Here is a 25,265-nt window from a genome sequence, read left to right as displayed (position 1 = left end):
ATCGTTTTCATGGTACATAATTCAAATCACGGATGTCAAACGAAAAATATTCGAAGCGTTGTTTCCGCAACATCGGCCAGCGCGCCGCTGCGGAACACAGCCTCACCTTGGAGACCACCAGCATGTCCATCAGCAGCCCTGCAGCCATGGCGCACAGCGCCACCCCGCGCCCTGTCCAACACGTAATGATTGTCGGCGGCGGCAGCGCCGGCTGGCTCACTGCCGCCTTTCTGGCCCGTACTCTGGGCACCGGTGCCGATGCACAGAGTGTGCGCATCACCGTGGTGGAATCGCCCGACATCGGCATCATCGGCGTGGGCGAAGGCAGCTTCCCTTCCATCCGCGGCACGCTGGCCGCGATCGGCATCGATGAAGCGCGCTTTGTGCGCGAATGCGATGCCACCTTCAAGCAGGGCATACGCTTCAACGACTGGGTGCGCGCACCGGGCAGCGCCGGTAACGACCACTACTTCCATCCGTTCAGCCTGCCCAGTCAGCGGCCCGGCGGACCGGAGCTACTGCCCTACTGGCTGCAAGGCATGGCGCCTGCAGGTAAAGGCTTTGCGGCCGCTGCCACGATGCAGAAGACTGTTGCCGATGCGTGCCACGCGCCCAAGCGCCCGACCGATGCCGACTTCATGGGGCCGCTCAATTACGCCTACCATTTCGATGCCGGCAAATTCGCTACGCTGCTGGCCACTCATGCGCGCACGCTGGGCGTGCAGCACATTGCGGCCACGGTAGAGCGGGTGGAACTGGGCGCCGATGGCGCCATCGCCGCCGTGCACACGGCGCAGGCTGGCCGCCTGATGGCCGATTTGTACGTCGATTGCACGGGCTTCCGCGCCAGCCTGATCGGCGCCGCCATGGGTACGGAGTTCCACAGCCTGAGCGACACCCTGTTTGTCGACCGCGCGCTGGCCATGCAGGTGCCTTACGCACAGGCCGACGCGCCCATCCCGTCCTACACCATCTCCAGCGCACACGCCGCAGGATGGACCTGGGATATCGGCCTGCAGCAGCGGCGCGGTATAGGCTATGTGTATTCGAGCCGGCACATGGATGCGGCGCGTGCCGAGCAGGTGCTGCGCGATTACATCGGCCCCGCCGCCAACGGGCTGGAACCGCGCCAGCTCACGCTCAATCTGGGCTACCGCAAGCAGCACTGGGTGCACAACTGCGTGGCCATCGGTCTGTCCGGCGGCTTCATCGAACCGCTGGAAGCTTCCGGCATCGGCCTGATCGAAACCGCCGCCTATCTGCTCGGCTATCTGTTCCCCCATGACGGCGAACTGGCAGCGCCAGCGCGGCTCTACAACGAGATGATGACGGCGCGCTACGAGCGCATCGCCGATTTCGTCAAGCTGCACTACTGCCTGAGCCAGCGCCAGGACAGCCAGTTCTGGATCGATAACACTGATCCGGCCAGCATCCGCCCGGCACTACGCGACAAGCTGGCCATGTGGCGCACGCGCGCACCGCACCGGCTGGACTTCGTGGTGGATTACGAGATGTACCCACCCTCTAGCTGGCAGTACGTGCTCTACGGGATGGAGTATCCGACCGCGCTATACGCCAATGCACGCACGCTCGGCCGCGCCGACGAAGCACGCGAAGAATTCCGCATGATCGAACAGGTCGCACAAAGGGCGCTGGCCGATCTGCCCACGCATCGCGCGCTGATCGAACACATGCTACGAAAAAAATAAGGGAGGTAAAACAGGAAGGTTGTGGAGCGGGTGAAGGGAATCGAACCCTCGTATGAAGCTTGGGAAGCTGCCGTTCTACCATTGAACTACACCCGCGTAGCCGTTATTTTACGCGGGTTCTGGCGCTGCTGACAACCTTGCCTGTCACAGCGCCCCCCCGTGCTGCCGGAATATCAGTCGAAGAAGGCTTCGACTTCCTTGCGCCGCCCCAGCATGAAGGCATCGGCCACGTGCCGCAGCGGTGCCAGATCAACCTCGCTACGGCCGGCTTTCACCAGCTCGGCAAAGCGCTGGTACAGCGACGGATATTCGGCTTCCTTGGGCAGCGCCTGCTCGGCGCCGTTCAGCCACAGACGTGCACCGCCATCGCTGAGACGGACTTCGCCAGCGCTGGTCTGTACCACGATATCCCAGCTTTGCTTGCCGGTCTGGCGCCAGTCGAACTGGGCGTGCACAGGCATGCCGCCCGCGCTCTGGAAATGCAGATCGGCGGCGATCGGCGCATCGCGGTTGGCTGGGAATTCCAGCGTGGCGCGGTTGAGGAAGATCCCGGCCGGCAGGATCTCGGTAACGATAGACAGCGCATTGATGCCCGGATCGAACACACCCAGCCCGCCTGCCTGCCAGATCCATTCCTGATTCGGATGCCACTGGCGCACGTCTTCCTTCCAGATCACTTCCATCGCCGTGGGCGCGTGGGCCGCGAGGTAAGCCTTGGCTGGCTGCACAGCCGGCGCAAAGCGCGAATGCCAGCTAGTGAACAGCGTCACACCCTTGGCGGCAGCCAGCGCTTCCAGATCAGCCACTTCGGACAGCGTAGCGCCGGGCGGCTTTTCCAGAAACACGTGCTTGCCTGCCGTCAGCGCCACTTGTGCAGCCTGATAGCGGTACTGCGGTGGCATGCACAGCGATACGGCTTCGATTTCCGGTACGGCCGCCAGCATGGCCTCGATCGACGAGAAGCCGGGCAAGCCTGCCACCGTATTGTGACGGCTGGCCGATGCCACCAGCTGGTAGTCGGGATTTGCCGCAATCGCCGGCAGGTGCTGGTCGTGGACGATCTTGCCGACGCCTACGATGGCGAGTCTTATTGCTGACATCTTAAGTCTTTCGTTAAAGAGGTAATTGTGCGCCACCATGCTACGACGAACCCGCCCCCTAGCACCAATCACTTTTAATGCGCGATACATACCGAAATCGGATATCGGCGCGTGCGGCGTGGCTAACCGCAACGGTTTTAGCGGCATTCCCGCCACAGCGTGCCCAAGCTGATGCAGAATGATACGGCCTGTTAAAAATCTGCGAGGAAGCCTATGAAATCCCTGATAGCCCTGAGCGTGGCACTGGCCTGTGCGGCCCCGCTGGCACACGCGCAAAGCGAAGCCGCCGATCCCGTCAGCACGCTGGTCGGCCAGCTGAAGCTGGAACAATATAAAGCCACCATCAAAAGCCTGACCCGTTTCGGCGACCGCCGGCAGGGCACCCAGCGCAACCGCGATGCGCTGGACTGGATCGAAGCCCAGCTCAAAGCCTATGGCTGCAGCAACGTGGAGCGCCTGCAGTACATGTACACCCAGCCCGCACCCGATGCGCCGCCGGCCAAACGCGCAGCCGGCCTGCCTAGCGGCGGCGCTGGCGGTCCGCCGGGGCAAGGCGGCAGCACCCTGTTCGGCAACCGTGCACCAATCGGCGTGAACACCGATCCGCTGCGCCAGCCCGATGAAAAGCTGCGCGCCCTGAACGCGGAGCCGACACCGGTGGGCACGTCGCAGCGCGAGAACGTCTACTGCACCAAGATCGGCACGACCCATCCCGAAGAAATGTACATCGTCAGCGCCCACATGGACGGCATCGGTTTTGGCGAAGCGGCCAACGATGACGGCTCCGGTACGGCACTGGTGATGGAACTGGCGCGCATCTTCAGCGCGCCGGAAGTGCAGACCGAACGCTCGATCCGCTTCGCGCTGTGGAACAACGAGGAGACGGGGCTGAATGGTGCCACTGCCTACGCCATGCAGCGTAAGGATCTGCAGGGCATCGAATCGCCCGCCGGTTCGGGGCGCTATCCGGAGCCGCGCTGGCTGGGCATGATCCAGCACGACATGATGCTGTGGGATCACGGCATGCCGATCCCGCTACGCGACGCACAGGGCAAGCTGGTGCTCGATGCCAAAGGCCAGACCCAGTATGTCTCGCCGCCCGAACAGCGGCTGGAAGCGGACGTGAATATCGAATACCAGAGCGTATCGAAATTTGCCGACGCCTCGGCCAAGCTGGCATGGGCGCTGCGTGCCGCCAACGATAAATACGCCACCCATTATCCAGCCACCGTGGGCTTCCACATGACCAATACGGATTCCATGCCCTTCATGGATCTGGTACCGGCTGTGTCGCTGCGCGAAAACGAACGGGGCCAGCAGATCGGTGCCGGCTGGGACCCTAACTGGCATCAGCCTTCCGATGTCTACGCCACCTATTCGGATAAAGACTTTCTGCTCGGGCTGAATGCCGCGCAGACCACGCTGGCCGGGGTGGCACGCCTGACTGGCGCCACGCTGAAAGCCCAGCCTAAGGCTGCGCCGAAATAGTGGAAACCGGGTGGCCGCAACGCGCGGCCACTAGCGCAGCAGTTGCAGCGCGCGGCGCGGCTGGGTGTTGGCCTGTGCCAGCATGGAGGTGCTGGCAGCACGCAGGATGCGCGAACGGGTCAGCTGGGCCGTTTCGCTGGCATAGTCGGTATCGACGATACGCGAGCGTGCTGCCGCCAGGTTGGTGGCGCCATTGTCGGCATTGGCGGCGGCCTGACTCAAGCGGTTGCTGAGCGCGCCGATCTCGGAACGGATGGTAGTAATCTGGTCGATCTTGCCATCGAAATAGTCCATCGCATCGCTGGCACCGCTGAAGGTCAGCATATCCTGCAGCGGCTCGCCGCCGATATAACTGTCTTTGGGCTGCAGGTCGACTGGTCCCACCCGTACCGAAGCCTGTACGCCGGCACTCAGGCCCGCCACGGACGGATTGGTGCCGCCTATGCGCATTGAATGCAGGCCTGCGCGCGGCGCCTCCGTCACGGTCACGCTGCCGCGCTGCTGGCCCAGCGTCAGGCCCAGCGAAGCAGCAGCACCGGCATTGGCTTCGCTGATGATTATGTTGCGACCATCGGCGGCCGTCAGCGTTAGCGTGCCACCATCTGAACTGGCCGTCACGCCGCTGCTACCTGCTGCTGCGCTAATCGCACCCGCAGCGCTGGCGGCACGGGCGGCAGCCGAATTGCCACTGATGGCACCGACATTGACGCCATTGATAATCAGATCACCATCGGCCAGTGCGCCGCTATTGCCGACCGCACCACTGAGCGTGGTGCTCGCTGTAGCGCTGACATTGGCGACATTAGAGTTGTTGATGGCGGTGGCAATGGCATAAGCACTATCGGCGCTCTGTCCTACCTTCACATCATCCACCGAAGCCTGTACCACCGAGTTATTAATCACCAGATCGCCGTAGCGCATGGCGCCCAGCACCGTGCTGCCGGCAGCGCTTGCCTGCTGCTGCGCCATATCCACCAGACCGCGGTTATAGCCATCTTTGACCAGCGCGGCACTGATCGCCACCAGCAAGGTCTGATCAGCTTCCGAGCCGATCTGCAACTGGGTAGAAAAGCTACCGTCCAGCAGTGCTGCATTGTTGTAGCGCGCAGCGGCCACAATGTCGCGATTGGACACGGCCAGCGCATTCACTTCGGTCTGGATGGCCTGACGGTCAACGGTGGAATTGATGTCATTGGCAGCCTGCACGGCCAGCTCGCGCATGCGCTGGAAGTTATTCAGTAGCTGGCCCGCTGCACCATCGGCCACCTGCAGCAGCGAGATGCCATCATTGATGTTCTGCCGCGCACGGCGCAAGCCGTTCACGCTGGAGGTCATACGTTCGCCGATGGCCTGTCCGGCTGCATCGTCGCGCGCCGAGTTGATGCGCTGGCCGCTAGCCAGCTTCTGATAGCGCACGAGCATATCCTCGCCCGCAGCATTCAGCTTGCGTTGTGCATTCAGTGCGGAGAGGTTGGTGTTGAGCTGCATGCCGGTTCAAAGTCGCGCCACCACGGATTGGCGGCAGTCGCTAACTATAACGGCAAAATCCGGCGCGACTTGAGCGCGCCGGCAGCAACAGTGCAAGGCAACTGCTGGAAGAAGGGTGAAAAGCCTAGTTGGTGCCAGTACTGCTGCTACGGCGGGTAGGCAGACGGCTGCCGGTGGTAGGTTCGTCGTATTGCGGTTTTTCGCGCACGCTGGCGGTGCTGTCGGAACCTTCCATGGAGGCGCAGCCGGTCAGAGACAGAACAGCCAGTGCCAGTGCGGTGCCCAGTAACGATTTCATAGAAACTCCTCAGGATATTAAGTGCCAAATAATATCAAGAAGTAAATGTTAATATCTATGAATGTTACAAATTAATTGGGCAGTAACTCCAGCCGTTCGCGCGCCTGCGCCAGCTGGCTGCTATCGAGCGAGGCCGCGACATTTTTCAGATAACGGCTGGCCGAGCTGAAGCCATTGCGTTCGGCCAGCGCCAGCCATAGCCACGCCTGTGCACTATCGGCCTGCACGCCCTGCCCGCACATGAACATCAGCCCCAGATTGAACTGCGCACGGGTATGGCCCTGCGCCGCCGCTTTCAGATACCAGTGGTACGCCAGCGCATAATCCTGCGCCGTGCCCAGCCCGTTATCGAAGCGCAGCCCCAGCGTGAACTGGGCCTGCACGTGGCCCTGCTCGGCCGCCTTGGCATACCACAGGTTGGCCTGCACGCAGTCGGGCTGCGGACCGTCGTCCTTATCGTACAGCAGCGCCAGCGCATACTGGGCCGCCATATAATCCTGTTCGGCCGCACGGCGGTACCAGTGCAGCGCCTTCTTCTCGTCGCGCGGCACACCGCCGCCTGTTTCGTAGCGCAGACCCAGATCGAACTGGGCGCGCAGATGGCCCTGATCGGCCGCCTTGCGGTACCAGAACACCGCTTCCTGCTGATCCTGCGGCACGCCATGGCCCGCGTCGTACAGATTACCCAGCTGGTACTGGGCACCGGGGAAGCCCTGTTCGGCCGCTTTCAGATACCACTGCTGCGCCTGCGCATAATCCTGCGCCACGCCCTGTCCGTGCTCGTAGCGCAGCCCCAGATTATTCTGCGCCCCGGCATGCCCCAGACCGGCCGCCTTGCGGTACCAGTCCAGCGCTTTCTGCTCGTCGCGCGGCACGCCCTGTCCGTTATCGTAGATCAGGCCCAGATTGAATTGCGAACTGGCGTGATCCTGTTCAGCTGCGCGGCGATACCACAGAATGGCTTTCTGGCTATCCTGCGCCACGCCGTCGCCCTTGTCGAAGCGCAGCGCCAGATTGAACTGCGCCGGCGCATAACCCTGATCGGCGGCCTTGCGGTACCACGACATGGCCTGTCCCACATCCTGCGGCACGCCCTGTCCGTGGTCGTAGCGCAGACCCAGATTGAACTGGGCCCGTGCATAGCCCTGCTCGGCCGCCTTGCGGTACCACGCGATGGCCTGACGGAAGTCCTGCGGCACACCTTTACCGGTGTCGTACATCATGCCCAGATTGTTCTGCGCACCAGCGTCGCCCTGCTCGGCCGCCTTGCTGAACCAGTACATGGCCTGCTGGGTATCGGCCTGCACGCCCTGTCCTTTGGCATACAGCCAGCCCAGGTTGTACTGGGCTGCCGCATAGCCTTGCTCGGCCGCCTTGCGATACCATGCCGCCGCTTCCTCGAAGCTCTGCTGCACGCCCTGCCCCTTCTGGTACATCACGCCGAGGTTGTACTGCGCGTGCTCCAGTCCCGCCTGCGCGGCCTGACGGTACCACACCACGGCCAGTTCGTAGCTCTGCACCACGCCCTGCCCGTTAAAATACATAAAGCCCAGACTATGCTGGGCATTGGCGACGCCGCGTTCGGCCAGTCCTTTGACGCGCAGGAATTCGGCGGTGTAGGTACTGCCGTTTTTCGCGTCGGCTTCGTTGGGACTATATTTCGTCATGTGATCATACGGCTCAGGCTTGAATCGCAATCATCGGCGCCGTGGCGGGAACCGCATGCAGCATGCGCGCAGCGGCCGGCGCACTGGCGCGGTTCTGCTCATTGAGCACATCGATAAAGGTGGCCAGCGCCAGCGGGCGATGGTACAGATAACCCTGCATGGTGCTGCAGCCATTGGCCTGCAGGTAGCGCGCCTGCACTTCCGTTTCGACCCCTTCCGCCACCAGATGCAGCCCCAGTCCGCGCGCGATCGAGATAATCGCCAGAATCACCGGATAGTGGCCATTCTCGTCGTGGATCTCCTTGACGAAGGACTGGTCGATCTTGATGGTGTGAATCGGGAAGCGGTGCAGATACGACAGCGAAGAATAGCCGGTGCCGAAATCGTCGATCGCCACGGACACGCCCAGCTGACACAGTTTGTTCAGCTGTTCGATGGCGTACTGCGGATTGCGGATACAGATGTTCTCGGTGATCTCGACTTCGATCTGGGCTGGCGAGATGCCGTAGCGGGTCAGCGCGCCGCGCATTTTCTCGAAGAAGTCGCCGCGGTCCAGATACTGCGGCGACAGGTTGAGCGAGAGGCGGATATTGTCGCCGCCCGCCGCATTCCACAGCAGCATATCGCGGCACAGCGCGCCCAGCATCCAGTCCGAGATCGGCAGCATCAGGCCATTCTCTTCTGCGAACGGCAGGAATTCGCCGGCCGACAGCAGGCCGCGCTGCGGATGGTTCCAGCGCATCAGCCCTTCCGCGCCGATGATGCGGCCGGTGGCCATATCGATCTGCGGCTGGTAATACATTTCCAGTTCGTTCAGCTCCAGCGCCTTGCGCAGGCTCTGCTCCAGCGCGATCTTCTGGTGCGACACATCGAGCATGGAGTTGTGATAGAAGCTGTGGCCGTTCTTGCCCAGCGCTTTCACCTGATACATGGCGATGTCGGCATGGCGCAGCAGTTCGTCGATGGTCTCGCCATCGCCCGGATAGATGGCGATGCCGATCGAGGCCGAGATATGTACTTCATGGCCATCCAGATCGAACGGACGGTGCAGACTTTCGAGGAATTTATCGGCAATCGCCTTGGCATCCTGACGGTCGCGCAGCTCCGGCAGCACGATGGTAAATTCGTCGCCGCCCTGCCGCGCCAGCGTATCGCCACGACGCAGACAGTCTTTCAGGCGCTGGGCTACCTGCTGCAGCAGTTCGTCGCCCTTGACGTGACCCAGCGTATCGTTGACCAGCTTGAAGCGGTCGAGATCGACAAACATCACGGCCAGTTCCGTCAGCTTGCGCTTGGCCTGTATCACGGCCAGACCCAGCCTGTCCTTGAACAGCATGCGGTTCGGCAGATCGGTCAGAATGTCGTGATAGGCCTGATACGAAATCACTTCCTCGGCACGTTTGCGGTCGGTGATATCACGCGCCACGCCGTAGGTGCCGAATACTTCCTGCTTCACTTCCTGCTCCGGCACGTGCATGCCGATGGCATTCAGCGAAATCGTCATCAGCGTATTGCTGAAGGTACGTTCGATACCGCTACCAAGGTTGGACTTCAGGCGCAGTTCTACATTACGCGAGGCGCGCTCCTCGCCACGGCGGTCGTTGAACGCGTAGCGCGCCCGTTCCAGATCTTCCTCGTGCACCAGCACCGAGTAGTGCTTGCCGATCAGCTCTTCGCGGCTGAAGCCCAGCAGCTGCTGCACACGGTCGTTGACAAAGGTGATCTTGCCTTCGTGGTTGAGGGTGTAAATGATATCGGGCGAACTATCTACCAGCGAGCGATACATACGCTCCGAGTTTTCCAGCTGCGAAGCGATGCGCTGGTTGTCGTTGGCCAGCCGGCGCTTCTGCAGTGCGTTCTCCACCGTCTTCAGCAGCTCCTCGCGGCTGTACGGTTTGCGCAGATAATCGTAGGCGCCGCGTTTCAGCGCACCAATGGCCGCCTCGATACCCACATCGCCACTCATGACGATGATGTCACCCTCGATGCCGCGGGTATTGATGAAGTCCATGATCTCGTGCCCGCTCATATCGGGCAGACGCAGATCGAGCAGGATCAGATCGAATTTCACCCGCGTCAGCTGGGCCAGTGCTTCCGCGCCATTGGTGGCGGTAATCAGCTCGTAGTCGCGATCACGCAGCAACTCGTACAAAGAGGACAGCAGGCGCGGCTCGTCATCGACCAGCAACAGGCGCGGGCAATAATCTTTAGCGACGGTGACATTGGTCGGAGTCACCGCATTCAGGCTGGCGGGGCTGATGTTCATCATGACCTTACACGGAATCCATCGCACGGGTATTCACGCCGGCGACTTGGCTGGTACTGCCACGGGCGGGCAGCAGAATTTCAAAAGTAGTACCGGACTTGCCGGAGCGGCAGGTAATCATGCCCTGCATCTTCTTCACCAGACTATGCACTATCGACAGGCCCAGACCATGGTGGGCACCATCTTTGCCGCTACGGACCGGCGAGAACAGATTGGCCAGCACGTCGGTCGACAGACCGGGGCCGGTATCGCTCACCACCAGTTCCAGATACAGCTTGCGCTCGCGGTTCACATGACCGCGGTTGGATATCTCGATTTTCCCGCCCCCTGCCAGCGCCTCGATGGCGTTCTTGATCAGGTTGACGAGGATCTGTTTCAGCATGTCCGCATCGCCGTCGATTTCGGCCGGCTCTTCCTGCATGCGCACCACGATCTGCACGGACGCGGGCACAAAGTCGGTGGCGCGGAACAGGCGCAGCACGTCTTCCACCACGCGCCCCACATCGGTCACACGGGCCGCTTCGGTCGGCTGCAGATCGGCCAGACCATTAATCAGCTGGCCAACGCGGTCGATCTCTTCGTTCAGGATGGACATCTCGCCCACCACCGGCTCGCGCTTGGCCAGCTTACCGTCCAGCACCGACAGATAGTTCTTGATGATGGACAGCGGGTTATTCACTTCATGCACCACGCGGCGCGACGCTTCGCGGTATTCTTCGGCCACATGGGCAATCTGGCGTTTGGTGTAACCCCGCTCGCTGATGGCAGTTTCCAGCGCCACGGCAGCCTGCGTACCGAACGACTGCAGGAAGCGTTCGCGCTTGCTGTAGCCGGCCATCTGCCAGTTCGGGGCGCCGCCGATCAGCAACGCCAGACAGTTATGGTTGGTCACCAGCGGCAGGCACACCATGCCTTCGCTACCGAGCATACGGAACAACTGTTCTTCCGCCACGTTCAATTCAGGCGACTGCCGGCTCACATAGGTCAGCTTGGCGTTCAGCGCCGCTGCCGCCACCACCCCGCCCTTATTCAGCGGGATGCTGAATTCGGCCAGCCGCTGCTGCTGTTCGCCCGTCGCCACGCCATGCAGTGCATGGCCGGTAGGATCGGCCAGCAGCACTACCGCATTTTCGAAATCGAACAGAATGCGCGCCGAGCGGGCGATGGATTCCAGCAGCCCAGCTTCGCCCTGTTGACGGGCAAAGGTCTGGCCCATTTCCGACACCAGCACCATATTGCGCACTTCTTCGGACAGGCGCTGCTGCACGGGATCGACCACCGGCGGCGCATACGCAGCCGGGGTAGGAATATCGTCGGCACCGGCCAGATCGATGCCCAGATAGGCGGCCGCCTTCTCTACCTGACGGGCAGCACTAAGGCTGATCTGCTCGAGCACTTCGCCATCGAGGCCGCACAACTGGGCGGCATCGTCGATAGCCGGATCTTCATCACGGTGGAAGCACAGCAGGTGCGCGAGGCGCACGGCGCGGATCAGCGGGTGGGCCGATTCCAAGCGCGCCAGCGGCTCGTGGTGATACAGCACGCTATCGGCCAGGAAGGAATCCAGATGCCAGCGTTCGATCAGCCATGCACCCGCTTCCGAGTGGGTAATCTGCAGCGTGCGCTGTTCGACGGCGCACAGCGCTTCATCGTCGCGCGCCATGAAGTTGTAGGCGTATTCTTTCGGCGCCGTGGCCAGCAGTGCAAGCCGGCCGACGTTGTGCAGCAGACCGGCCAGATAGGCTTCCTCCACATGGGGGTATTCCATCTGCTTGGCGATCTCGCGCGCGATCACAGCGGTGCTAAGGGAACCTTTCCAGAAGCCGCGTAAATCAGTGCTGCCCGAATGGGGGAAACTGTTAAAGGTCTGGAATACGGACTCGCTGATGACCAGCGTCTTGATCATGTCCGTGCCCAGCGCCACCAGCGACTGCTCCAGTCCCACGGCACGGTTGCCGCGGTGGTAGGCCGAGCTATTGGCCACGGTGAGAATCTTGCTGGTCATCGCCGCGTCTTTGGCGATTAAGGCAGCTAACTCCGGCATACCCGCATCATCTGCCTGCAAGTGCTCGATCAGCTTGATCAGTATCTGCGGCATCGCCGGCAGACGCGCGATCAGCAGTCGATTGCGTATATCTTGGTCAGGTTGATGCATCGTATCGGGCGGTTGTTTGGGCCGAAGAAATATTATCTAAAAAAATTATACTAACATAAAGCTATGGTAAAAATTTACCATCGGTAAGATTTCTGGTTCAACTATTTGAATTTCCTGCCGATAACCATTAATGCCATTGTTGGCGTAGTAGCATGCTCCGGTAATTGTGTGCCGTCAACCACAAAACGAGAGCACACATACTAAATGCTGTCTGTCCTGCGGCTAGCCAGAATACCGACTGTGATAAGACGGGTGCGACCACGCCCGCCACAATCGCGCCCAGTAAAGTAGTGGCAAAAGATTGACAGGATGCCACCGTCCCACGGATATGCGGGAACAGATCCAGTGCCAGCAAGGTGGCCGCCGGCGCCACCACCGACATGCCGAAGGTGTAGAAGAACAGCGGCAGCACCGACCATGGCAGCGCGGGCAGACACCAGTAGTGATAAACCAGATTAACAAGTGTGGACGAAATCATCACACTGAAGCCCAGCGCGATCTGTCGCGAAAAAGCCATACGTCCGGCGATGCGGTTGGCCGTCAGCGCGCCACAGAAAATCCCGCTCACGGCAGGAATGAAGAGCCAGCCAAATTGATGTGGTCCCAGCCCCAGATGACGGGGCAGGAACAAGGGCGCCGACGAGATATACACGAACAGGCCGGCAAAGTTCAGCGCCACGATGCCGGACTTCAGATGGAATAATGGCGAGCGCAGTATCTCGCTGTAATTGCGCAGCAGCTGACGCGGGTGGAAGGGCTGACGCTGCTCCGGTGCCAGCGTTTCCGGCAGGCGCAGATAGCAGTACAGCCACAGCGCCAGACTGTAGACCAGCAGACCGATGAAGATGGCGCGCCAGCCAAACTGCGTCACCACCAGCCCGCCCAGCACGGGTGCAATGGCCGGTGCAATGGAAAAGATCATGGTGACCATGGACAGCAGCCGCGCTGCGGCAGCGTCGCTATGCAGGTCACGGATAATCGCACGCCCCACCACCACACCGGCGCCGGACGATACGCCCTGCACAATGCGCCAGAACCACAGTGCATGCACGCTCTGCGCCATGGCACAACCGGCCGTGCCGACAGCAAACGCCAGCAGCGATAGCAGGATCACACGGCGCCGGCCGAATGCATCGGACAGCGCGCCGTGCCACAGCACCATGCAGGCAAACGAGAACAGATACAGCGCCAGACTTTGCTGCACTTCGATTTCGCTCGCTTGCAGGCTAGTCTGTATTGCGGGGAAGGCTGGCAGATAGGCGTCGATAGAAAAGGGCCCCAGCATCGACAGGGCAGCCAGCAAGGCTGCCAGCGCCGTAGCGCCGGGGATGGCGCGCGCAGGCGCGGGCAGCTTGAACGACATGGGTGTGCTTTACTCCGCTTTCGGCTTGGCCGCTTCACGGCGATTGAAACCGGCCACCATATCGAAGCGGAACAAACGGCATTCCAGCGCACCATTGAAGAATGGCGTCTTGCGCGATTCTTTCAGGCGCAGCATTTTCGGCAGACCCAGATCGGCCGTGAACAGGAATACCGTCCAGCCGGTGAAGCGCTGCTTGAGCGTCGAGCTGAACGCCGAGTAGAAGCTGGTGGCCAGTTCGTCTTCAGGCAGGGTGCTATCGCCGCGCACGCCGATACGCTCGCCGTATGGCGGGTTGGTCAGCAGGATGCCCGGCTGCTCGGTCGGCGCTTTGACTTCCTGCGCTTCGATCTGCTTGAGCGGTACGTCGAACAGAATGCCGGCGCTGCGCAGATTGTGACGCGTCATGGCCACCATATCGCCCGAAATATCGGAACCGAAAATGGTCGGCTCGCTCGGCAGCGGATTCGGTTTGATGGCGGCCTTCATGGCCTGCCACGGGGCTGGATCAAAATCGTTGAAAGCCTCAAACGCAAAGCGGCGGCGCGCGCCCGGTGGCACACCCTGCACCATCTGGGCCGCTTCGCACAGAATCGTGCCGGAACCGCACATAGGGTCGAACAGCGGCATGCCCGGCTTCCAGCCCGACACGCGCAGCAGACCGGCAGCCAGATTTTCGCGCAGCGGTGCATCACCCGTTTCGGTACGCCAGCCGCGCTTGAACAGCGCTTCGCCCGAGGTATCCAGATAGATGATGAACTGGGTCTTGTCGAGGAAGCCGACAATGCGCATATCCGGCTCGCGGGTGTCCACCGACGGACGCTTGTTGAACTGGTCGCGGAAGCGGTCGCAGATCGCATCCTTGATTTTCAGCGTGGTGAATTCCAGACTTTTGAGTGGCGACTTCACGGCCGTCACGTCGACACGGATGGTGTGGTCGTAGGTGAACCAGTCTTCCCACGGCTGGGCCAGCACCAGATCGTAGATATCGTTTTCGTTCTGGTAGCCGCTCACGCCCATGCGCATCAGCACGCGCGACGCAATGCGCGAATGCAGGTTGATGCGGTAGGAGTCCAGCAGGTCGCCCGAGCAGTGCACGCCGCCCGGAACTTGGTTGTGCACTTTCATCGTGCGGCTTTGCTGGGCGATTTCGCCCAGTTCTTCAGCGAGTGCTGCTTCCATGCCGCGTGGGCATGGGCAAAAATAGGATGCCATAGGTGTACCTTTTGTCCGTTGAAAAAAACTGCGCCGTCCCAGCCGGCGCTATGCTGTCTTACCTTGCCGTTCTCACTCAGAACGGCTTGAGCACTACCAGCAGCACGATGGCCAGCATCATGAATACAGGCAGTTCGTTAAACACGCGGAACCACTTGTGGCTGCGCTGGTTGGTGCCGTTCTCGAACTTGCGCAACAGCGGGCCACAAGCGTGGTGGTAGCCGACCAGCAGCGCCACGAAGAACAGCTTGGCGTGCAGCCAGTGCGGCATCTGCCAGCCGTACTGCATATAGATCAGAATCGCGCCCGCCGTCACGGCAAACACGGCGATCCACATCGAGAAGCGATACAGCTTGCGCGCCATGGTCAGCAGGCGCTGGGTCGCCACATCGTTGGTTTCCATCGCCAGATTGACGAAGATACGGGGCAGATAGAACACCCCTGCCATCCACGAGATCACGAAGAATATGTGCAGCGCCTTAAACCAGAGCATAAGCGTTTCCTAGTTACGTACTTCACCGTGGCCGAACACCACGTATTTCAGCGAAGTCAGTCCTTCCAGTCCGACCGGGCCGCGTGCATGCAGCTTGTCGTTGGAGATCCCGATTTCCGCCCCCAGACCATATTCGAAACCATCGGCAAAGCGGGTCGAAGCATTCACCATCACGGACGAGGAATCGACTTCGCGCAGGAAGCGCATGGCGTCGCTGTAATTCTCCGTAATGATGGCTTCCGTGTGCTTGGACGAATACTGATTGATGTGCTCCATCGCCTCGTCGATATCGCCGACGATCTTCACCGACAGAATAGCGGCCAGATATTCGGTCGCCCAGTCTTCTTCCGTCGCCGCTACCAGATGCGGGTAATTAGCCGCCTGCAGGATGGCCAGCGCTTCCGCATCGGCGCGCAGTTCCACCTGCTTGGTGGCATACAGTTGCGCCAGTTGCGGCAGCACGGTCGCCGCAACGGCGCGGTGCACCAGCAGAGTTTCCATGGTGTTGCAGGTGCCGTAGCGGTGGCACTTGGCGTTGAAACCTATCTTCAGCGCTTTCTCGATATCGGCCTGCGCGTCGATATACACGTGGCAGATGCCGTCCAGATGCTTAATCATCGGCACGGTCGCTTCCGCCATCAGGCGCGCGATCAGGCTCTTGCCGCCGCGTGGCACGATCACGTCCACATACTGCGGCATGGTGATCAGCGCGCCCACAGCCGCGCGGTCGGTGGTATCGACCACCTGCACGCCATCGGCTGGCAGGCCGGCGCCCTGCAGGCCTTCCTTGACCAGCTTGGCCAGCGCGCGGTTGCAATGGATCGCTTCCGAACCGCCGCGCAGAATGGTGGCATTGCCGCTCTTGATGCACAGACCGGCCGCATCCACCGTCACGTTCGGACGCGACTCGTAAATGATGCCGATCACGCCCAGCGGTACGCGCATCTGGCCTACCTGTATGCCGCTAGGGCGGAACTTCATGCCCGAAATTTCACCGATAGGGTCAGGCAGCGCGACGATCTGGCGCAGCCCTTCCACCATGGTGGCAATCGCCTTGTCCGACAAAGCCAGCCGGTCCAGCATGGCCGGTGCCAGCCCGTTGGCGGCAGCGGCGTCCATATCCATCTGGTTGGCAGCGCGCAGTTGTGCTGCATCGCGCTCGATCGCGTCGGCAATCAGCGTCAGAGCGTGATTGCGGGTGGCGCTATCGGCGCGGGCCATGGCGCGCGATGCGGCGCGCGCCTGCTGGCCCAGTTGTTCCATGTAGTGCTTGATATCCATCGTGATTGCTTTCGCTGTGCTAACCGCGCGCGACGTTTAATGCCAGCTGCAGCATCGCATCCCACGCGTCGCCGGCATGCGCTTTGGCGCGCAAGCCTTTGATCATCTTGTCTACCTGCGCTGCGTCCTGCATTGCCGCTTCCAGCGTAGCGAGCGAAATGCGGCGCAATGCCGGCTCCATCATGCGTTCCTTCGGCCCCCAGATGCGGTACTCCTTGAGCAGCGCACCCAGTGGCCGCCCCTGCGCCATGCCCGCCTTGAGCTTGAGCAGCGTGCGGATTTCTTCCGACACCGCCCACAGCACCAGCGGCAATGCTTCGCCTTCACCCTGCAAGCCTTCCAGCATGCGCACCAGCCGCGCCGGATCACCGGCCAGCATCGCTTCACTGAGTTTGAACACGTCGTAACGCGCCACGTTCAGCACAGCATCGTGCACTTGTTCGTAGGTCAGCTTACCCGGCTCGTGCAGCAGGGCCAGTTTCTGAATTTCCTGATGGGCCGCCAACAGATTGCCTTCCACGCGATCGGCGATGAAATCTATGCTCTGCCGGTCAGCGCTCTGCCCTTGTGCGGCAAGGCGCTGGCCTATCCAATTGGGTAATTGAGTCCGTTCTACCTGCGGGATGTCGATATACACGGCAGCCTGCTGCAGGCTGGCCACCCACGCCGCCTTCTGCGTCTGCCAGTCCAGCTTGGGCAGGGTAATCAGCGTCAGGTTATCGGGACTCAGGTCTTGCACATAACTTTGTAGTGCGGCGCCGCCATCCTTGCCCGGCTTGCCGGTGGGGATGCGCAGCTCGATCAGCTTCTTATCGCCGAACAGCGAGAGCGCCTGATTGGCCGCCAGCAGTTCGCCCCATTTGAAGCTGCGTTCTACCGTCAGCACGTCGCGCTCGGAATAGCCTTGCGCGCGCGCCGTGCGGCGGATCTTGCACGCCGCTTCCAGCGCCAGCAGATGCTCGTCGCTGGTAATCACATACAGTGGCGCCAGCGCCTTGCTTAAGTGGCCGTCCAGTGCCTCTAGCCGCAGTTGCATGGTGTGCCCTAGCGGCTGGCCGGCACGGAGATCTGTGGCGGCTTGATGGCAGCGATACGGCGCATCATCTGCTGCACCAGATCGGTCTGCATGTCCTTGTACAGCAGGGCTTCTTCCTGCTCTTTCGCCAGCAGCTGGGTTTCGTTGAAGTCGATCGGGCGGGTCAGCAGAATCTGCGTCGGCGCCAGCAACTCGTTACCCTGCCGGTCCAGTACCCGGAACACGATGTTGTACGACAGCAGATACTGTCGCACACGGCCATTGCTGTTCAGCGACAGAATGGTTTTGGTACGGGTCTTTTCCGGATTGGTCAGCACCTCGATCACGCCATCCGCGTCTTTGGCAGCGGCCACCACGGTGGTGCCGCCATTGGCGCGGATATTACGTTTGAGGTCGATCGCCAGTGGCGATGCATCCGGCAGTCCCACATACATAGTGGGGAAAGGCAGGGTGTAATGCCCGCCTTCGCCGCGCAGGTGGAAGCCGCAGGCCGATAGCGTCAGCAGCAGCGACAGGCCGATCAGACTCGCCAAACGGCGCCATGCCAGATTCATCGTCATAGTTATCCCAGCTTAGACTACGATGTTGACCAGTTTGCCCGGTACCACGATCACCTTCTTCGGTGTACCTTCGATGAACTTCTGCACCGCTTCGCTCGCCAGTGCAGCCGCTTCGATGGCCGCCTTGTCGGCGCCTTTCGGTACCACCACGCTGCCGCGCAGTTTGCCGTTCACCTGAATCATCATTTCGATTTCCGACTGTTCCAGCGCGGCCGGATCCACTTGCGGCCAAGGCGCGTTGAGCAGATCGCCGAACTTGCCGGCATAGCCCAGTTCCTGCCACAGCACATGGGTGATGTGCGGTGCAACTGGATTGAGCAGGCGCAGGAAGATCGAGAAGCCTTCGGCGATCAGTGCGTCCGATGCAGCGCTGTCATCGAGCTTGGCCGATTCCAGCGTGTTCAGCATCTTCATGCAGGCCGATACCACGGTGTTGTACTGAATGCGCTTCAGGTCATAGTCAGCCTGTTGCAGCAGCTTGTGTAGCTCGCGGCGCAGGGTTTTCTGCGCGTCGGTCGCCACTGGTGCGTCTGCGCCTTGCAGGGCTTTGCCGATGCGGCCAGATTGCGCGTAGCCATAGGCCCACACGCGTTTCAGGAAACGGTTAGCACCTTCCACACCGCTGCCCGACCATTCCAGCGTTTGCTCCGGTGGCGAAGCGAACATGGTGAACAGACGTGCCGTATCGGCGCCGTACTGCTCGATCTGTGCCGCAGGGTCGATACCGTTATTCTTCGACTTGGACATCTTCTCGGTGCCGCCGATCTGTACCGGCTGGCCGTCGGCTTTCGCCACGGCGCCTTGCGGACGGCCTTTGTCGTCCAGCGTCAGATCCACGTCGGCCGGATTGAACCAGACCTTCTTGCCCGCTGCGTCTTCACGGTAGTAGGTTTCGTTCAGCACCATACCCTGAGTCAGCAGGTTGACGAACGGTTCGTCGAACTTGACCAGACCCAGATCGCGCATGATCTTGGTCCAGAAACGTGCGTACAGCAGGTGCATCACGGCGTGTTCGATACCGCCGATGTACTGGTCCATCGGCATCCAGTAGTCATTGCGTGCATCCACCATGGCGTCGGTCGAGCCCGGCGAGGTATAGCGCATGTAGTACCACGACGAATCGACGAAGGTATCCATGGTGTCGGTTTCGCGACGGGCTGGCTTGCCGCATTTCGGGCAGTCGCATTTCAGGAAAGCTTCGTGCTTGTTCAGCGGGTTGCCCGTACCATCCGGTACGCAGTCTTCCGGCAGTACCACTGGCAGATCTTTTTCCGGTACCGGCACGGTGCCACAATCGGCGCAGTGAATCATCGGAATCGGCGTGCCCCAGTAACGCTGGCGCGATACGCCCCAGTCACGCAGACGGAAGGTGATTTTCTTCTCGCCCAGACCTTGGGCCACCATGTCGGCGGCCACGGCATCGACTGCGGCAGCGTAGTTCAGACCATCGTATTTGCCCGAGTTGGTGACGATCGAAACTTCTTTGTCGCCATACCATTCCTGCCATGCGTCGGTGGAGAATTCCTTGCCTTCGGCCTTGATCACTTGCTTGATCGGCAGATTGTATTTTTTGGCGAACGCGAAATCGCGCTCGTCGTGCGCCGGCACGCCCATCACGGCGCCGTCGCCGTAGGTGATCAGCACGTAGTTACCAACCCAGACCTCTACCTGTTCGCCCGTCAGCGGATGGGTCACGAACAGGCCGGTCGGCATACCTTTCTTTTCCATGGTGGCCATGTCGGCCTCGATCACGGAACCCAGTTTGCACTCGGCGTTAAAAGCAGCCAGCGCAGGGTTGGTCTTGGCAGCGTGGATCGCCAGCGGGTGCTCGGCTGCTACGGCGCAGAAGGTCACGCCCATGACCGTATCCGGACGGGTGGTGAACACATACATTTTGCCGTCGCCGATCAGCGCGCCCGTTTCATCCTTGATCTCGTGCGGGAAAGCGAAACGCACACCGGTCGATTTGCCGATCCAGTTGGTCTGCATGGTGCGCACGCGCTCCGGCCAGCCCGGCAGTTTGTCGTCCACGTAGGACAGTAACTCGTCGGCGTAGTCGGTGATGCGGGCGTAATACATCGGGATTTCGCGCTTTTCGATCAGCGCGCCGGAACGCCAGCCGCGGCCATCAACCACCTGCTCGTTAGCCAGCACGGTCTGGTCGATCGGGTCCCAGTTCACGGTACCGGTCTTTTTGTAGATGATGCCTTTTTCCAGCATCTTCAGGAACATCCACTGGTTCCATTTGTAGTATTCGGGTTTGCAGGCCGTCATTTCGCGCGACCAGTCAATCGCCAGACCCATGGACTCCATCTGCTCGCGCATGTGGGCGATGTTGGAGTAGGTCCACTGCGCTGGCGGCACGTTGTTGGCCATGGCTGCATTCTCGGCAGGCATACCGAAAGCATCCCAGCCCATCGGCATCAGCACGTTGTAGCCGTTCATGCGCAGATAGCGGTACATCACATCGTTGATGGTGTAGTTACGCACGTGGCCCATGTGCAGCTTGCCCGATGGGTAAGGCAGCATCGAGCAGGCATAGTATTTACCCTTGGGGAAGCGCGGGTCATTTTCGACGGCTTTATAGGCGTCGATGGCTTTCCAGTGCGATTGTGCGGCTTTTTCTACGTCAGCGGGACTGTATTTATCTTGCATGATGGTCAACGGCCAGAATTGTCTAAGAACCGAACATTATACCGTCCCCAGCCCCTCCTGCGCGGCTTCGCCTGCGCGCATGGCATACTGACGCCATGTATTATCGCGAATACCCTCCCCAGCCGGCGCTGGCCTCCTATGTGGACTGCCTGTGGGCAGCGCAGGCGCCTGCCCACACCAGCCAGCACCGGGTATTGCCGGACAACTGCGTGGACATCCTCTGGCAGGATGGTGGCCAGTCTGGCCGCACACCCCACAGCGCCTTTGTGGTCGGCATGATGAGCAGCCCGATACTGGCAGCCGGCAGCGATGCGCGCCGCACGCTGGCCGTACGTTTCAAGGCGGGAGCGGCAGGGCTCTTCCTGCGCGCGCCCCTGCAGGAACTGAACGACCAGCGCGCCGAGATTGATCTACTTTGGGACGACAGCGATGCAAGCCGCCTAGCCGATGCCCTGTGGGAGCGCGAGCGGCCGGAGCGCCAGCGCCTCGCCCTGATCGAAGCCTATCTGCTGCAGCGCCTGCGCGCCGCACAGGCCGCGCCCAAGGCTGCCGTACTGGCCGAGCAGCATGCGGCTGGCCTGATCGGCTATGCGCTGGCTGCGCTCGAGCACAGCGACGGCAGCTTGCGCATCGAAGATCTGGCGGCACGGCTAGGCGTCTCGCGCCAGCATCTGGCCGCCCTGTTCCGCCAGCGCGTGGGGCTGACACCCAAGCTGTATGCGCGCATCTGCCGCTTCCGCCGCGCCACCGCCGCCCTGCGCCAGACCAGCGCGCCCGACTGGAGCGAACTGGCACTGGCTTGCGGCTATTTCGACCAGTCCCACCTGATCCACGATTTCCAGCAGTTCGCGGGCACGGCCCCGCAGCGCTTCGTGCTCAGCGCCTGACACCGCCGCCGGCCATCCCACTTTCCATTTTTCCAATCGCGCGCACTGCACTTGTGCCAAGATGGTGTTTTCGACATCTCACGGGAGTACAGCATGATCAAAGGTTTGCGCACCGCCATCTATCCGGTAGCCGATCTGGCCGCCGCCAAAGCATGGTATGAAAGCGTGTTCGGCGTGGCGCCGTATTTCGACCAGCCGTTCTACGTCGGCTTCAGCATCGGAGGCTTCGAACTGGGCCTGATCCCGGATGGCAGCACGGGCACCAGCGGCAGCATGGTCTACTGGGGCGTGGATGATATCGACGCCGAAGTGGCACGCATCACGGCGCTAGGCGCGGCCATCCATGGCGCTATACAGGATGTGGGCGGCGGCATCCGCACGGTAGAACTGGCTGACCCGTTCGGCAATCTGCTTTGCCTGATCGACAACCCGCATTTCGATCCGGCAGCGGTACGCTGAGGCTTGTGGCAGAATATCGGCCTTATCTGAAAAAGAAGGCCCCTCATGTCCCGCCGTAGCCCCACCAACCATAACAAGACGCCAGAACAGATCGCCCAGGCCCGCGTGGCCGCCCAGCTGGCGGCCGATGTGCTGACCATGATAGGCCCGCACATCCGCGCTGGTGTCAGCACGGCCTATCTGGACCGCCTGTGCAACGAGTACATCGTCAATGTGCAGCAGGCGATTCCGGCCAACGTGGGTTATGGCGGCTTCCCTGCCACCGTGTGCAGTTCGGTCAACCACGTGGTGTGCCACGGCATTCCGTCGGAGACCCAGATTCTCAAAGACGGCGACATCATCAACATCGATGTGGCCGTGATCAAGGATGGCTGGTTCGGTGACACCAGCCGCATGTATTACGTGGGCGAACCGTCCAAGGCCGCACGCAAGCTGGTGGAAACCACCTATGCAGCCATGTGGGCCGGCATCCGTGCCGTCAAGCCGCGCGCCACGCTGGGCGATGTGGGCTTTGCGATCCAGACGATTGCGGAAAAAGCTGGTTATAGCGTGGTGCTGGACTACTGTGGCCACGGCATCGGCACCATCTACCACGACGAACCGCAGGTGGCGCACTATGGACGCCCCGGTCAGGGCGTGGTACTGAAACCGGGCATGCTGTTCACCATCGAGCCGATGATCAACGCGGGCAAGGCGCCTACGCGCGAACTGGCCGATGGCTGGACGGTGGAGACGCGCGACAAATCGCTGTCGGCGCAGTGGGAGCACATGGTGCTGGTGACGGAAACGGGTTACGAGGTGCTGACGCTGGCACCGGGCGAAACGGGCGCCAAGGCGCAGATTCCGAATGCCGTACCAGCGGGTGCCGCAGTTTAACGCAGGGTCAGTTTCAGGGCCGGCTTCTCGCCGTAGTCTTCGTAGCGTTCGTTGATGCCGGCCACGCAGTAAGTCACTTCTTCCAGAATATCGGGCACGGCGGCCTGCATGGCAGCGCCGTCCTTGATGACGATTTCCAGCACTTCATTCGGCTTCAGACGGAACTTGCTCATGCTATCTTCGTCGCGCAGATAGCTCAGACAGTCCACCCACGCATCCATGCTATTGCCATACGTATCAGGGAAGCCCAGCGCAGCCTTGCAGGCAGCGTGGAAGCTGGCGAAATCGGTGATCGCGGCACCATTCAGTTCGGCGGTAGCCATATTATTTCTCTTTCTTGGGCGCGGTAACGAAGCCCAGTTTGGTTAAGCCCTGCTGCTGCGCGGCGGCCATCACCTGCGCCACCACTTCATAGCGCGTGTTCTTATCGGCGCGCAGCTGCAGTTCCGGTTGCGGCGACAGCGTCGCGGCCTGTTCCAGCCGCGCTTCCAGTGCCGCACTATCAACCGGATCATTGTTCCAGTAAATCTGTCCTGCGCCATCGATGGCCAGCAGCACGCTGGCCGCCTGCTGACTGCTGGCACCTGCGTCGGCGCTAGGCAGTTCCAGCTTGACGGCATTGCTCAGCATGGGCGCGCTCAGAATAAAAATCACCAGCAGCACCAGCATCACATCCACCATGGGGGTGACGTTGATGTCGGCCATAGGGCCGGGATTGCGGTGGTGATTGAATGCGCCGAAGCTCATGCCGTGCTCCTCGTGAGGTCTGTTGCTTGCTGCGCTTACTCGGGGCTGCGCGACAGATAGGCTTGCAGGTCGTAGGCAAAAGCATCGAGTTCGGCCAGCGTGAGGCGATTGACGCGGTTGAAACCGTTATACGCCAGTACCGCAGGAATCGCTACCGTCAGGCCGATGGCCGTCATGATCAGCGCTTCGCCCACGGGGCCGGCCACTTTATCGATCTGCACCGTGCCGTGCGCCGACACATTGGCCAGCGCATGGTAGATGCCCCATACGGTGCCCAGCAGGCCGACAAACGGTGCGGTAGCGCCGATCGAAGCCAGTACCGTCAGGCCGCTTTCGAGTTTATTGGTGGCGCGCTGAATCGCATCGCGCAGCATGCGCGTGCTCTGCGCCGCCGGTGCCAGTTCGGCACTCAGCGAGCGGCTGCCCGCCTTGGCCGCCTGCAGCAAGGCGGCGCCCTGCTGCGCCAGCGGCGCGTAGATCTGTTCGGGATCGGCCGCGTTCAGCGCCGCCACGCCGTCACTGAGCGTGGGCGCCTGCCAGAACTGCTGCACGGCTGGCGCGCTGCGGCGAATACGCCACGCGGCCAGCGTTTTGGATAGGATAAAAAACCAGCTCACCAGCGACATCGCCAGCAACACCAGCGCCACGAAGTGGCTGATGGCGTCGCCCTGTTCCCAGTAACTGGTCAGGGTGAATTGGTTGGGCATCATCCGTTCAGCGCCAGCACGTCGTACATGTCATACAGACCGGTGCTCTTGTCCGCGAGGAAGCGGCAGGCGCGCAGCGAACCGTGCGCATAAGTCACGCGGCTGCTGGATTTGTGGCTGATTTCGATGCGCTCGCCCGTACCGGCAAACAGCACGGTATGGTCGCCCACGATGTCGCCGCCACGGATGGTGGCAAAGCCGATCGAGGAAGGATCACGCTCGCCCGTCACGCCTTCGCGCGCGTACACGGCGCAGTCTTTCAAGTCGCGGCCCAGCGCACCAGCCAGCACTTCGCCCATTTTCAGCGCCGTGCCCGAAGGTGCATCAACCTTGTGGCGGTGGTGTGCTTCGATCACTTCGATGTCGTAGCCCACCGACAGCGCCTTGGCAGCCTGCTCCAGCAGCTTGAGCGTCACGTTCACGCCCACGCTGAAGTTAGGCGAGAACACGATGGCGGTTTTCTTGGCCGCTTCGGCAATTGCAGCCTTGCCCGCTTCGTCAAAGCCGGTGGTGCCGATCACCATCTTGATGCCATGCTCGGCGCAATAGGCCAGATGTTCCAGCGTGCCTTCCGGACGGGTGAAGTCGATCAGATACTGCGCACCGGCCAGACCCTGCGCCAGTTCAGCCGCTACGGCCACACCGGCTGGCTGGCCGAGAAACGCCGCCGCGTCGCTGCCGATATTGCTACCGCCGGCACGATCGAGCGCACCGGCCAGACGCGCATCGGGCGCTGCCAGCACGGCTTCGATCAGGATACGGCCCATGCGGCCACCAGCGCCAGCAATGGCGATATTCATGTCACTCATGTATTCCTC

At 61.4% G+C, this 25,265-nt stretch carries 22 protein-coding genes and 1 tRNA gene; 5 read left to right on the top strand and 18 right to left on the bottom strand.

Annotation, left to right across the window (positions count from 1 at the left end; all coding sequences use genetic code 11):
- Window positions 1-122 precede the first annotated feature (122 nt).
- Window positions 123-1,709 carry a tryptophan halogenase family protein gene (locus ABNT42_RS03165; protein WP_348693899.1) on the top strand — a complete coding sequence of 529 codons (1,587 nt, stop codon included), beginning with the start codon at window positions 123-125 and terminating at the stop codon, window positions 1,707-1,709.
- A gap of 22 nt (window positions 1,710-1,731) precedes the next feature.
- On the opposite strand, the gene ABNT42_RS03160 is transcribed toward ABNT42_RS03165, so the two are convergent.
- Together ABNT42_RS03160 and ABNT42_RS03155 are read right to left on the bottom strand one after the other, a co-directional pair.
- A tRNA-Gly gene (locus ABNT42_RS03160) sits at window positions 1,732-1,805 on the bottom strand.
- 77 nt (window positions 1,806-1,882) lie between these two features.
- Window positions 1,883-2,809: a Gfo/Idh/MocA family oxidoreductase gene (locus ABNT42_RS03155; RefSeq protein ID WP_348693896.1), complete on the bottom strand. Its 927-nt coding sequence runs from the start codon at window positions 2,807-2,809 to the stop codon at window positions 1,883-1,885.
- A gap of 213 nt (window positions 2,810-3,022) precedes the next feature.
- Here ABNT42_RS03155 and ABNT42_RS03150 point away from each other — a divergent pair, with 213 nt between their 5' ends.
- Window positions 3,023-4,297 (top strand): M28 family peptidase, encoded by a 1,275-nt coding sequence (locus ABNT42_RS03150; protein WP_348693893.1) that lies wholly within the window; start codon window positions 3,023-3,025, stop codon window positions 4,295-4,297.
- 30 nt (window positions 4,298-4,327) lie between these two features.
- On the opposite strand, the gene ABNT42_RS03145 is transcribed toward ABNT42_RS03150, so the two are convergent.
- The 12 genes from ABNT42_RS03145 to leuS form a co-directional block, all read right to left on the bottom strand.
- Complete coding sequence (locus tag ABNT42_RS03145) at window positions 4,328-5,785, bottom strand: flagellin (RefSeq protein WP_348693890.1); 1,458 nt, start codon at window positions 5,783-5,785, stop codon at window positions 4,328-4,330.
- Between the two features lie 124 nt (window positions 5,786-5,909).
- Window positions 5,910-6,083: a hypothetical protein gene (locus ABNT42_RS03140; RefSeq protein ID WP_348693888.1), complete on the bottom strand. Its 174-nt coding sequence runs from the start codon at window positions 6,081-6,083 to the stop codon at window positions 5,910-5,912.
- A gap of 71 nt (window positions 6,084-6,154) precedes the next feature.
- Window positions 6,155-7,750: an SEL1-like repeat protein gene (locus ABNT42_RS03135; RefSeq protein WP_348693885.1), complete on the bottom strand. Its 1,596-nt coding sequence runs from the start codon at window positions 7,748-7,750 to the stop codon at window positions 6,155-6,157.
- 13 nt (window positions 7,751-7,763) lie between these two features.
- Window positions 7,764-10,016, bottom strand: a complete 2,253-nt coding sequence (locus ABNT42_RS03130; RefSeq protein ID WP_348694016.1) for an EAL domain-containing protein — start codon at window positions 10,014-10,016, stop codon at window positions 7,764-7,766.
- A gap of 7 nt (window positions 10,017-10,023) precedes the next feature.
- A complete protein-coding gene (locus ABNT42_RS03125; protein WP_348693883.1) occupies window positions 10,024-12,171 on the bottom strand; it encodes an HDOD domain-containing protein in 2,148 nt (715 codons plus the stop codon).
- 127 nt (window positions 12,172-12,298) lie between these two features.
- Window positions 12,299-13,534 (bottom strand): multidrug effflux MFS transporter, encoded by a 1,236-nt coding sequence (locus ABNT42_RS03120; protein WP_348693880.1) that lies wholly within the window; start codon window positions 13,532-13,534, stop codon window positions 12,299-12,301.
- A gap of 9 nt (window positions 13,535-13,543) precedes the next feature.
- Window positions 13,544-14,713, bottom strand: coding sequence for a class I SAM-dependent RNA methyltransferase (locus ABNT42_RS03115; protein WP_348694013.1), 1,170 nt, complete (start codon window positions 14,711-14,713; stop codon window positions 13,544-13,546).
- Window positions 14,714-14,822: 109 nt separating this feature from the next.
- Window positions 14,823-15,239 carry a CopD family protein gene (locus tag ABNT42_RS03110; protein WP_348693877.1) on the bottom strand — a complete coding sequence of 139 codons (417 nt, stop codon included), beginning with the start codon at window positions 15,237-15,239 and terminating at the stop codon, window positions 14,823-14,825.
- Window positions 15,240-15,248: 9 nt separating this feature from the next.
- The gene (locus ABNT42_RS03105) at window positions 15,249-16,520 is read right to left on the bottom strand and encodes a glutamate-5-semialdehyde dehydrogenase (protein WP_348693874.1); all 1,272 of its coding nucleotides are present in this window, start codon (window positions 16,518-16,520) and stop codon (window positions 15,249-15,251) included.
- A gap of 19 nt (window positions 16,521-16,539) precedes the next feature.
- Window positions 16,540-17,556, bottom strand: a complete 1,017-nt coding sequence (holA, locus tag ABNT42_RS03100) for a DNA polymerase III subunit delta (RefSeq protein WP_348693871.1) — start codon at window positions 17,554-17,556, stop codon at window positions 16,540-16,542.
- Between the two features lie 8 nt (window positions 17,557-17,564).
- The gene (gene lptE, locus ABNT42_RS03095) at window positions 17,565-18,116 is read right to left on the bottom strand and encodes an LPS assembly lipoprotein LptE (RefSeq protein WP_348693868.1); all 552 of its coding nucleotides are present in this window, start codon (window positions 18,114-18,116) and stop codon (window positions 17,565-17,567) included.
- 12 nt (window positions 18,117-18,128) lie between these two features.
- Window positions 18,129-20,771, bottom strand: coding sequence for a leucine--tRNA ligase (gene leuS, locus ABNT42_RS03090; RefSeq protein WP_348693865.1), 2,643 nt, complete (start codon window positions 20,769-20,771; stop codon window positions 18,129-18,131).
- Between the two features lie 95 nt (window positions 20,772-20,866).
- Between leuS and ABNT42_RS03085 the strand changes: the two genes are divergently transcribed.
- The 3 genes from ABNT42_RS03085 to map all read left to right on the top strand — a co-directional run bounded on the left by ABNT42_RS03085 (window position 20,867) and on the right by map (window position 22,993).
- Entirely contained in the window at window positions 20,867-21,658 is a 792-nt protein-coding gene (locus ABNT42_RS03085) for a helix-turn-helix transcriptional regulator (protein WP_348693863.1), read from the top strand.
- 93 nt (window positions 21,659-21,751) lie between these two features.
- Window positions 21,752-22,117 (top strand): VOC family protein, encoded by a 366-nt coding sequence (locus tag ABNT42_RS03080; RefSeq protein WP_348693861.1) that lies wholly within the window; start codon window positions 21,752-21,754, stop codon window positions 22,115-22,117.
- A 45-nt stretch (window positions 22,118-22,162) separates the two neighbouring features.
- On the top strand, window positions 22,163-22,993 hold the full coding sequence (gene map, locus ABNT42_RS03075; RefSeq protein ID WP_348693858.1) for a type I methionyl aminopeptidase: 831 nt from the start codon (window positions 22,163-22,165) through the stop codon (window positions 22,991-22,993).
- Here map and ABNT42_RS03070 read toward each other — a convergent pair.
- Genes ABNT42_RS03070 through dapB form a run of 4 tightly spaced genes read right to left on the bottom strand, consistent with a single transcriptional unit; the run spans window position 22,990 to window position 25,256 of the window.
- The gene (locus tag ABNT42_RS03070) at window positions 22,990-23,316 is read right to left on the bottom strand and encodes a barstar family protein (RefSeq protein WP_348693855.1); all 327 of its coding nucleotides are present in this window, start codon (window positions 23,314-23,316) and stop codon (window positions 22,990-22,992) included. The two genes, map and ABNT42_RS03070, sit on opposite strands and share 4 nt — an antisense overlap.
- 1 nt (window position 23,317) lies before the next feature.
- Complete coding sequence (locus tag ABNT42_RS03065; RefSeq protein ID WP_348693853.1) at window positions 23,318-23,740, bottom strand: biopolymer transporter ExbD; 423 nt, start codon at window positions 23,738-23,740, stop codon at window positions 23,318-23,320.
- Between the two features lie 35 nt (window positions 23,741-23,775).
- Window positions 23,776-24,450 (bottom strand): MotA/TolQ/ExbB proton channel family protein, encoded by a 675-nt coding sequence (locus ABNT42_RS03060; RefSeq protein WP_348693851.1) that lies wholly within the window; start codon window positions 24,448-24,450, stop codon window positions 23,776-23,778.
- The gene (gene dapB / locus ABNT42_RS03055) at window positions 24,447-25,256 is read right to left on the bottom strand and encodes a 4-hydroxy-tetrahydrodipicolinate reductase (RefSeq protein ID WP_348693848.1); all 810 of its coding nucleotides are present in this window, start codon (window positions 25,254-25,256) and stop codon (window positions 24,447-24,449) included. Before dapB ends, ABNT42_RS03060 begins: the two co-directional genes overlap by 4 nt.
- Window positions 25,257-25,265: the final 9 nt, after the last annotated feature.

It is taken from the genome of Duganella fentianensis (assembly GCF_964031615.1).
GTDB lineage: Bacteria > Pseudomonadota > Gammaproteobacteria > Burkholderiales > Burkholderiaceae_D > Rugamonas > Rugamonas fentianensis_A.
This window is presented reverse-complemented; position numbering and strand designations above follow the sequence as displayed.

Excerpts from the sequence above, each read along its gene's own strand:
- ABNT42_RS03085 (WP_348693863.1), top strand. The coding sequence starts at position 20,867 with ATGTATTATCGCGAATACCCTCCCCAGCCGGCGCTGGCCTCCTATGTG.
- leuS (WP_348693865.1), bottom strand. The coding sequence starts at position 20,771 with ATGCAAGATAAATACAGTCCCGCTGACGTAGAAAAAGCCGCACAATCG.
- ABNT42_RS03140 (WP_348693888.1), bottom strand. The coding sequence starts at position 6,083 with ATGAAATCGTTACTGGGCACCGCACTGGCACTGGCTGTTCTGTCTCTG.
- ABNT42_RS03165 (WP_348693899.1), top strand. The coding sequence starts at position 123 with ATGTCCATCAGCAGCCCTGCAGCCATGGCGCACAGCGCCACCCCGCGC.
- ABNT42_RS03060 (WP_348693851.1), bottom strand. The coding sequence starts at position 24,450 with ATGATGCCCAACCAATTCACCCTGACCAGTTACTGGGAACAGGGCGAC.
- ABNT42_RS03105 (WP_348693874.1), bottom strand. The coding sequence starts at position 16,520 with ATGGATATCAAGCACTACATGGAACAACTGGGCCAGCAGGCGCGCGCC.
- lptE (WP_348693868.1), bottom strand. The coding sequence starts at position 18,116 with ATGACGATGAATCTGGCATGGCGCCGTTTGGCGAGTCTGATCGGCCTG.
- ABNT42_RS03135 (WP_348693885.1), bottom strand. The coding sequence starts at position 7,750 with ATGACGAAATATAGTCCCAACGAAGCCGACGCGAAAAACGGCAGTACC.
- holA (WP_348693871.1), bottom strand. The coding sequence starts at position 17,556 with ATGCAACTGCGGCTAGAGGCACTGGACGGCCACTTAAGCAAGGCGCTG.
- ABNT42_RS03125 (WP_348693883.1), bottom strand. The coding sequence starts at position 12,171 with ATGCATCAACCTGACCAAGATATACGCAATCGACTGCTGATCGCGCGT.
- ABNT42_RS03065 (WP_348693853.1), bottom strand. The coding sequence starts at position 23,740 with ATGAGCTTCGGCGCATTCAATCACCACCGCAATCCCGGCCCTATGGCC.
- ABNT42_RS03115 (WP_348694013.1), bottom strand. The coding sequence starts at position 14,713 with ATGGAAGCAGCACTCGCTGAAGAACTGGGCGAAATCGCCCAGCAAAGC.
- ABNT42_RS03120 (WP_348693880.1), bottom strand. The coding sequence starts at position 13,534 with ATGTCGTTCAAGCTGCCCGCGCCTGCGCGCGCCATCCCCGGCGCTACG.
- map (WP_348693858.1), top strand. The coding sequence starts at position 22,163 with ATGTCCCGCCGTAGCCCCACCAACCATAACAAGACGCCAGAACAGATC.
- ABNT42_RS03155 (WP_348693896.1), bottom strand. The coding sequence starts at position 2,809 with ATGTCAGCAATAAGACTCGCCATCGTAGGCGTCGGCAAGATCGTCCAC.
- ABNT42_RS03080 (WP_348693861.1), top strand. The coding sequence starts at position 21,752 with ATGATCAAAGGTTTGCGCACCGCCATCTATCCGGTAGCCGATCTGGCC.
- ABNT42_RS03150 (WP_348693893.1), top strand. The coding sequence starts at position 3,023 with ATGAAATCCCTGATAGCCCTGAGCGTGGCACTGGCCTGTGCGGCCCCG.
- ABNT42_RS03130 (WP_348694016.1), bottom strand. The coding sequence starts at position 10,016 with ATGAACATCAGCCCCGCCAGCCTGAATGCGGTGACTCCGACCAATGTC.
- dapB (WP_348693848.1), bottom strand. The coding sequence starts at position 25,256 with ATGAGTGACATGAATATCGCCATTGCTGGCGCTGGTGGCCGCATGGGC.
- ABNT42_RS03145 (WP_348693890.1), bottom strand. The coding sequence starts at position 5,785 with ATGCAGCTCAACACCAACCTCTCCGCACTGAATGCACAACGCAAGCTG.
- ABNT42_RS03070 (WP_348693855.1), bottom strand. The coding sequence starts at position 23,316 with ATGGCTACCGCCGAACTGAATGGTGCCGCGATCACCGATTTCGCCAGC.
- ABNT42_RS03110 (WP_348693877.1), bottom strand. The coding sequence starts at position 15,239 with ATGCTCTGGTTTAAGGCGCTGCACATATTCTTCGTGATCTCGTGGATG.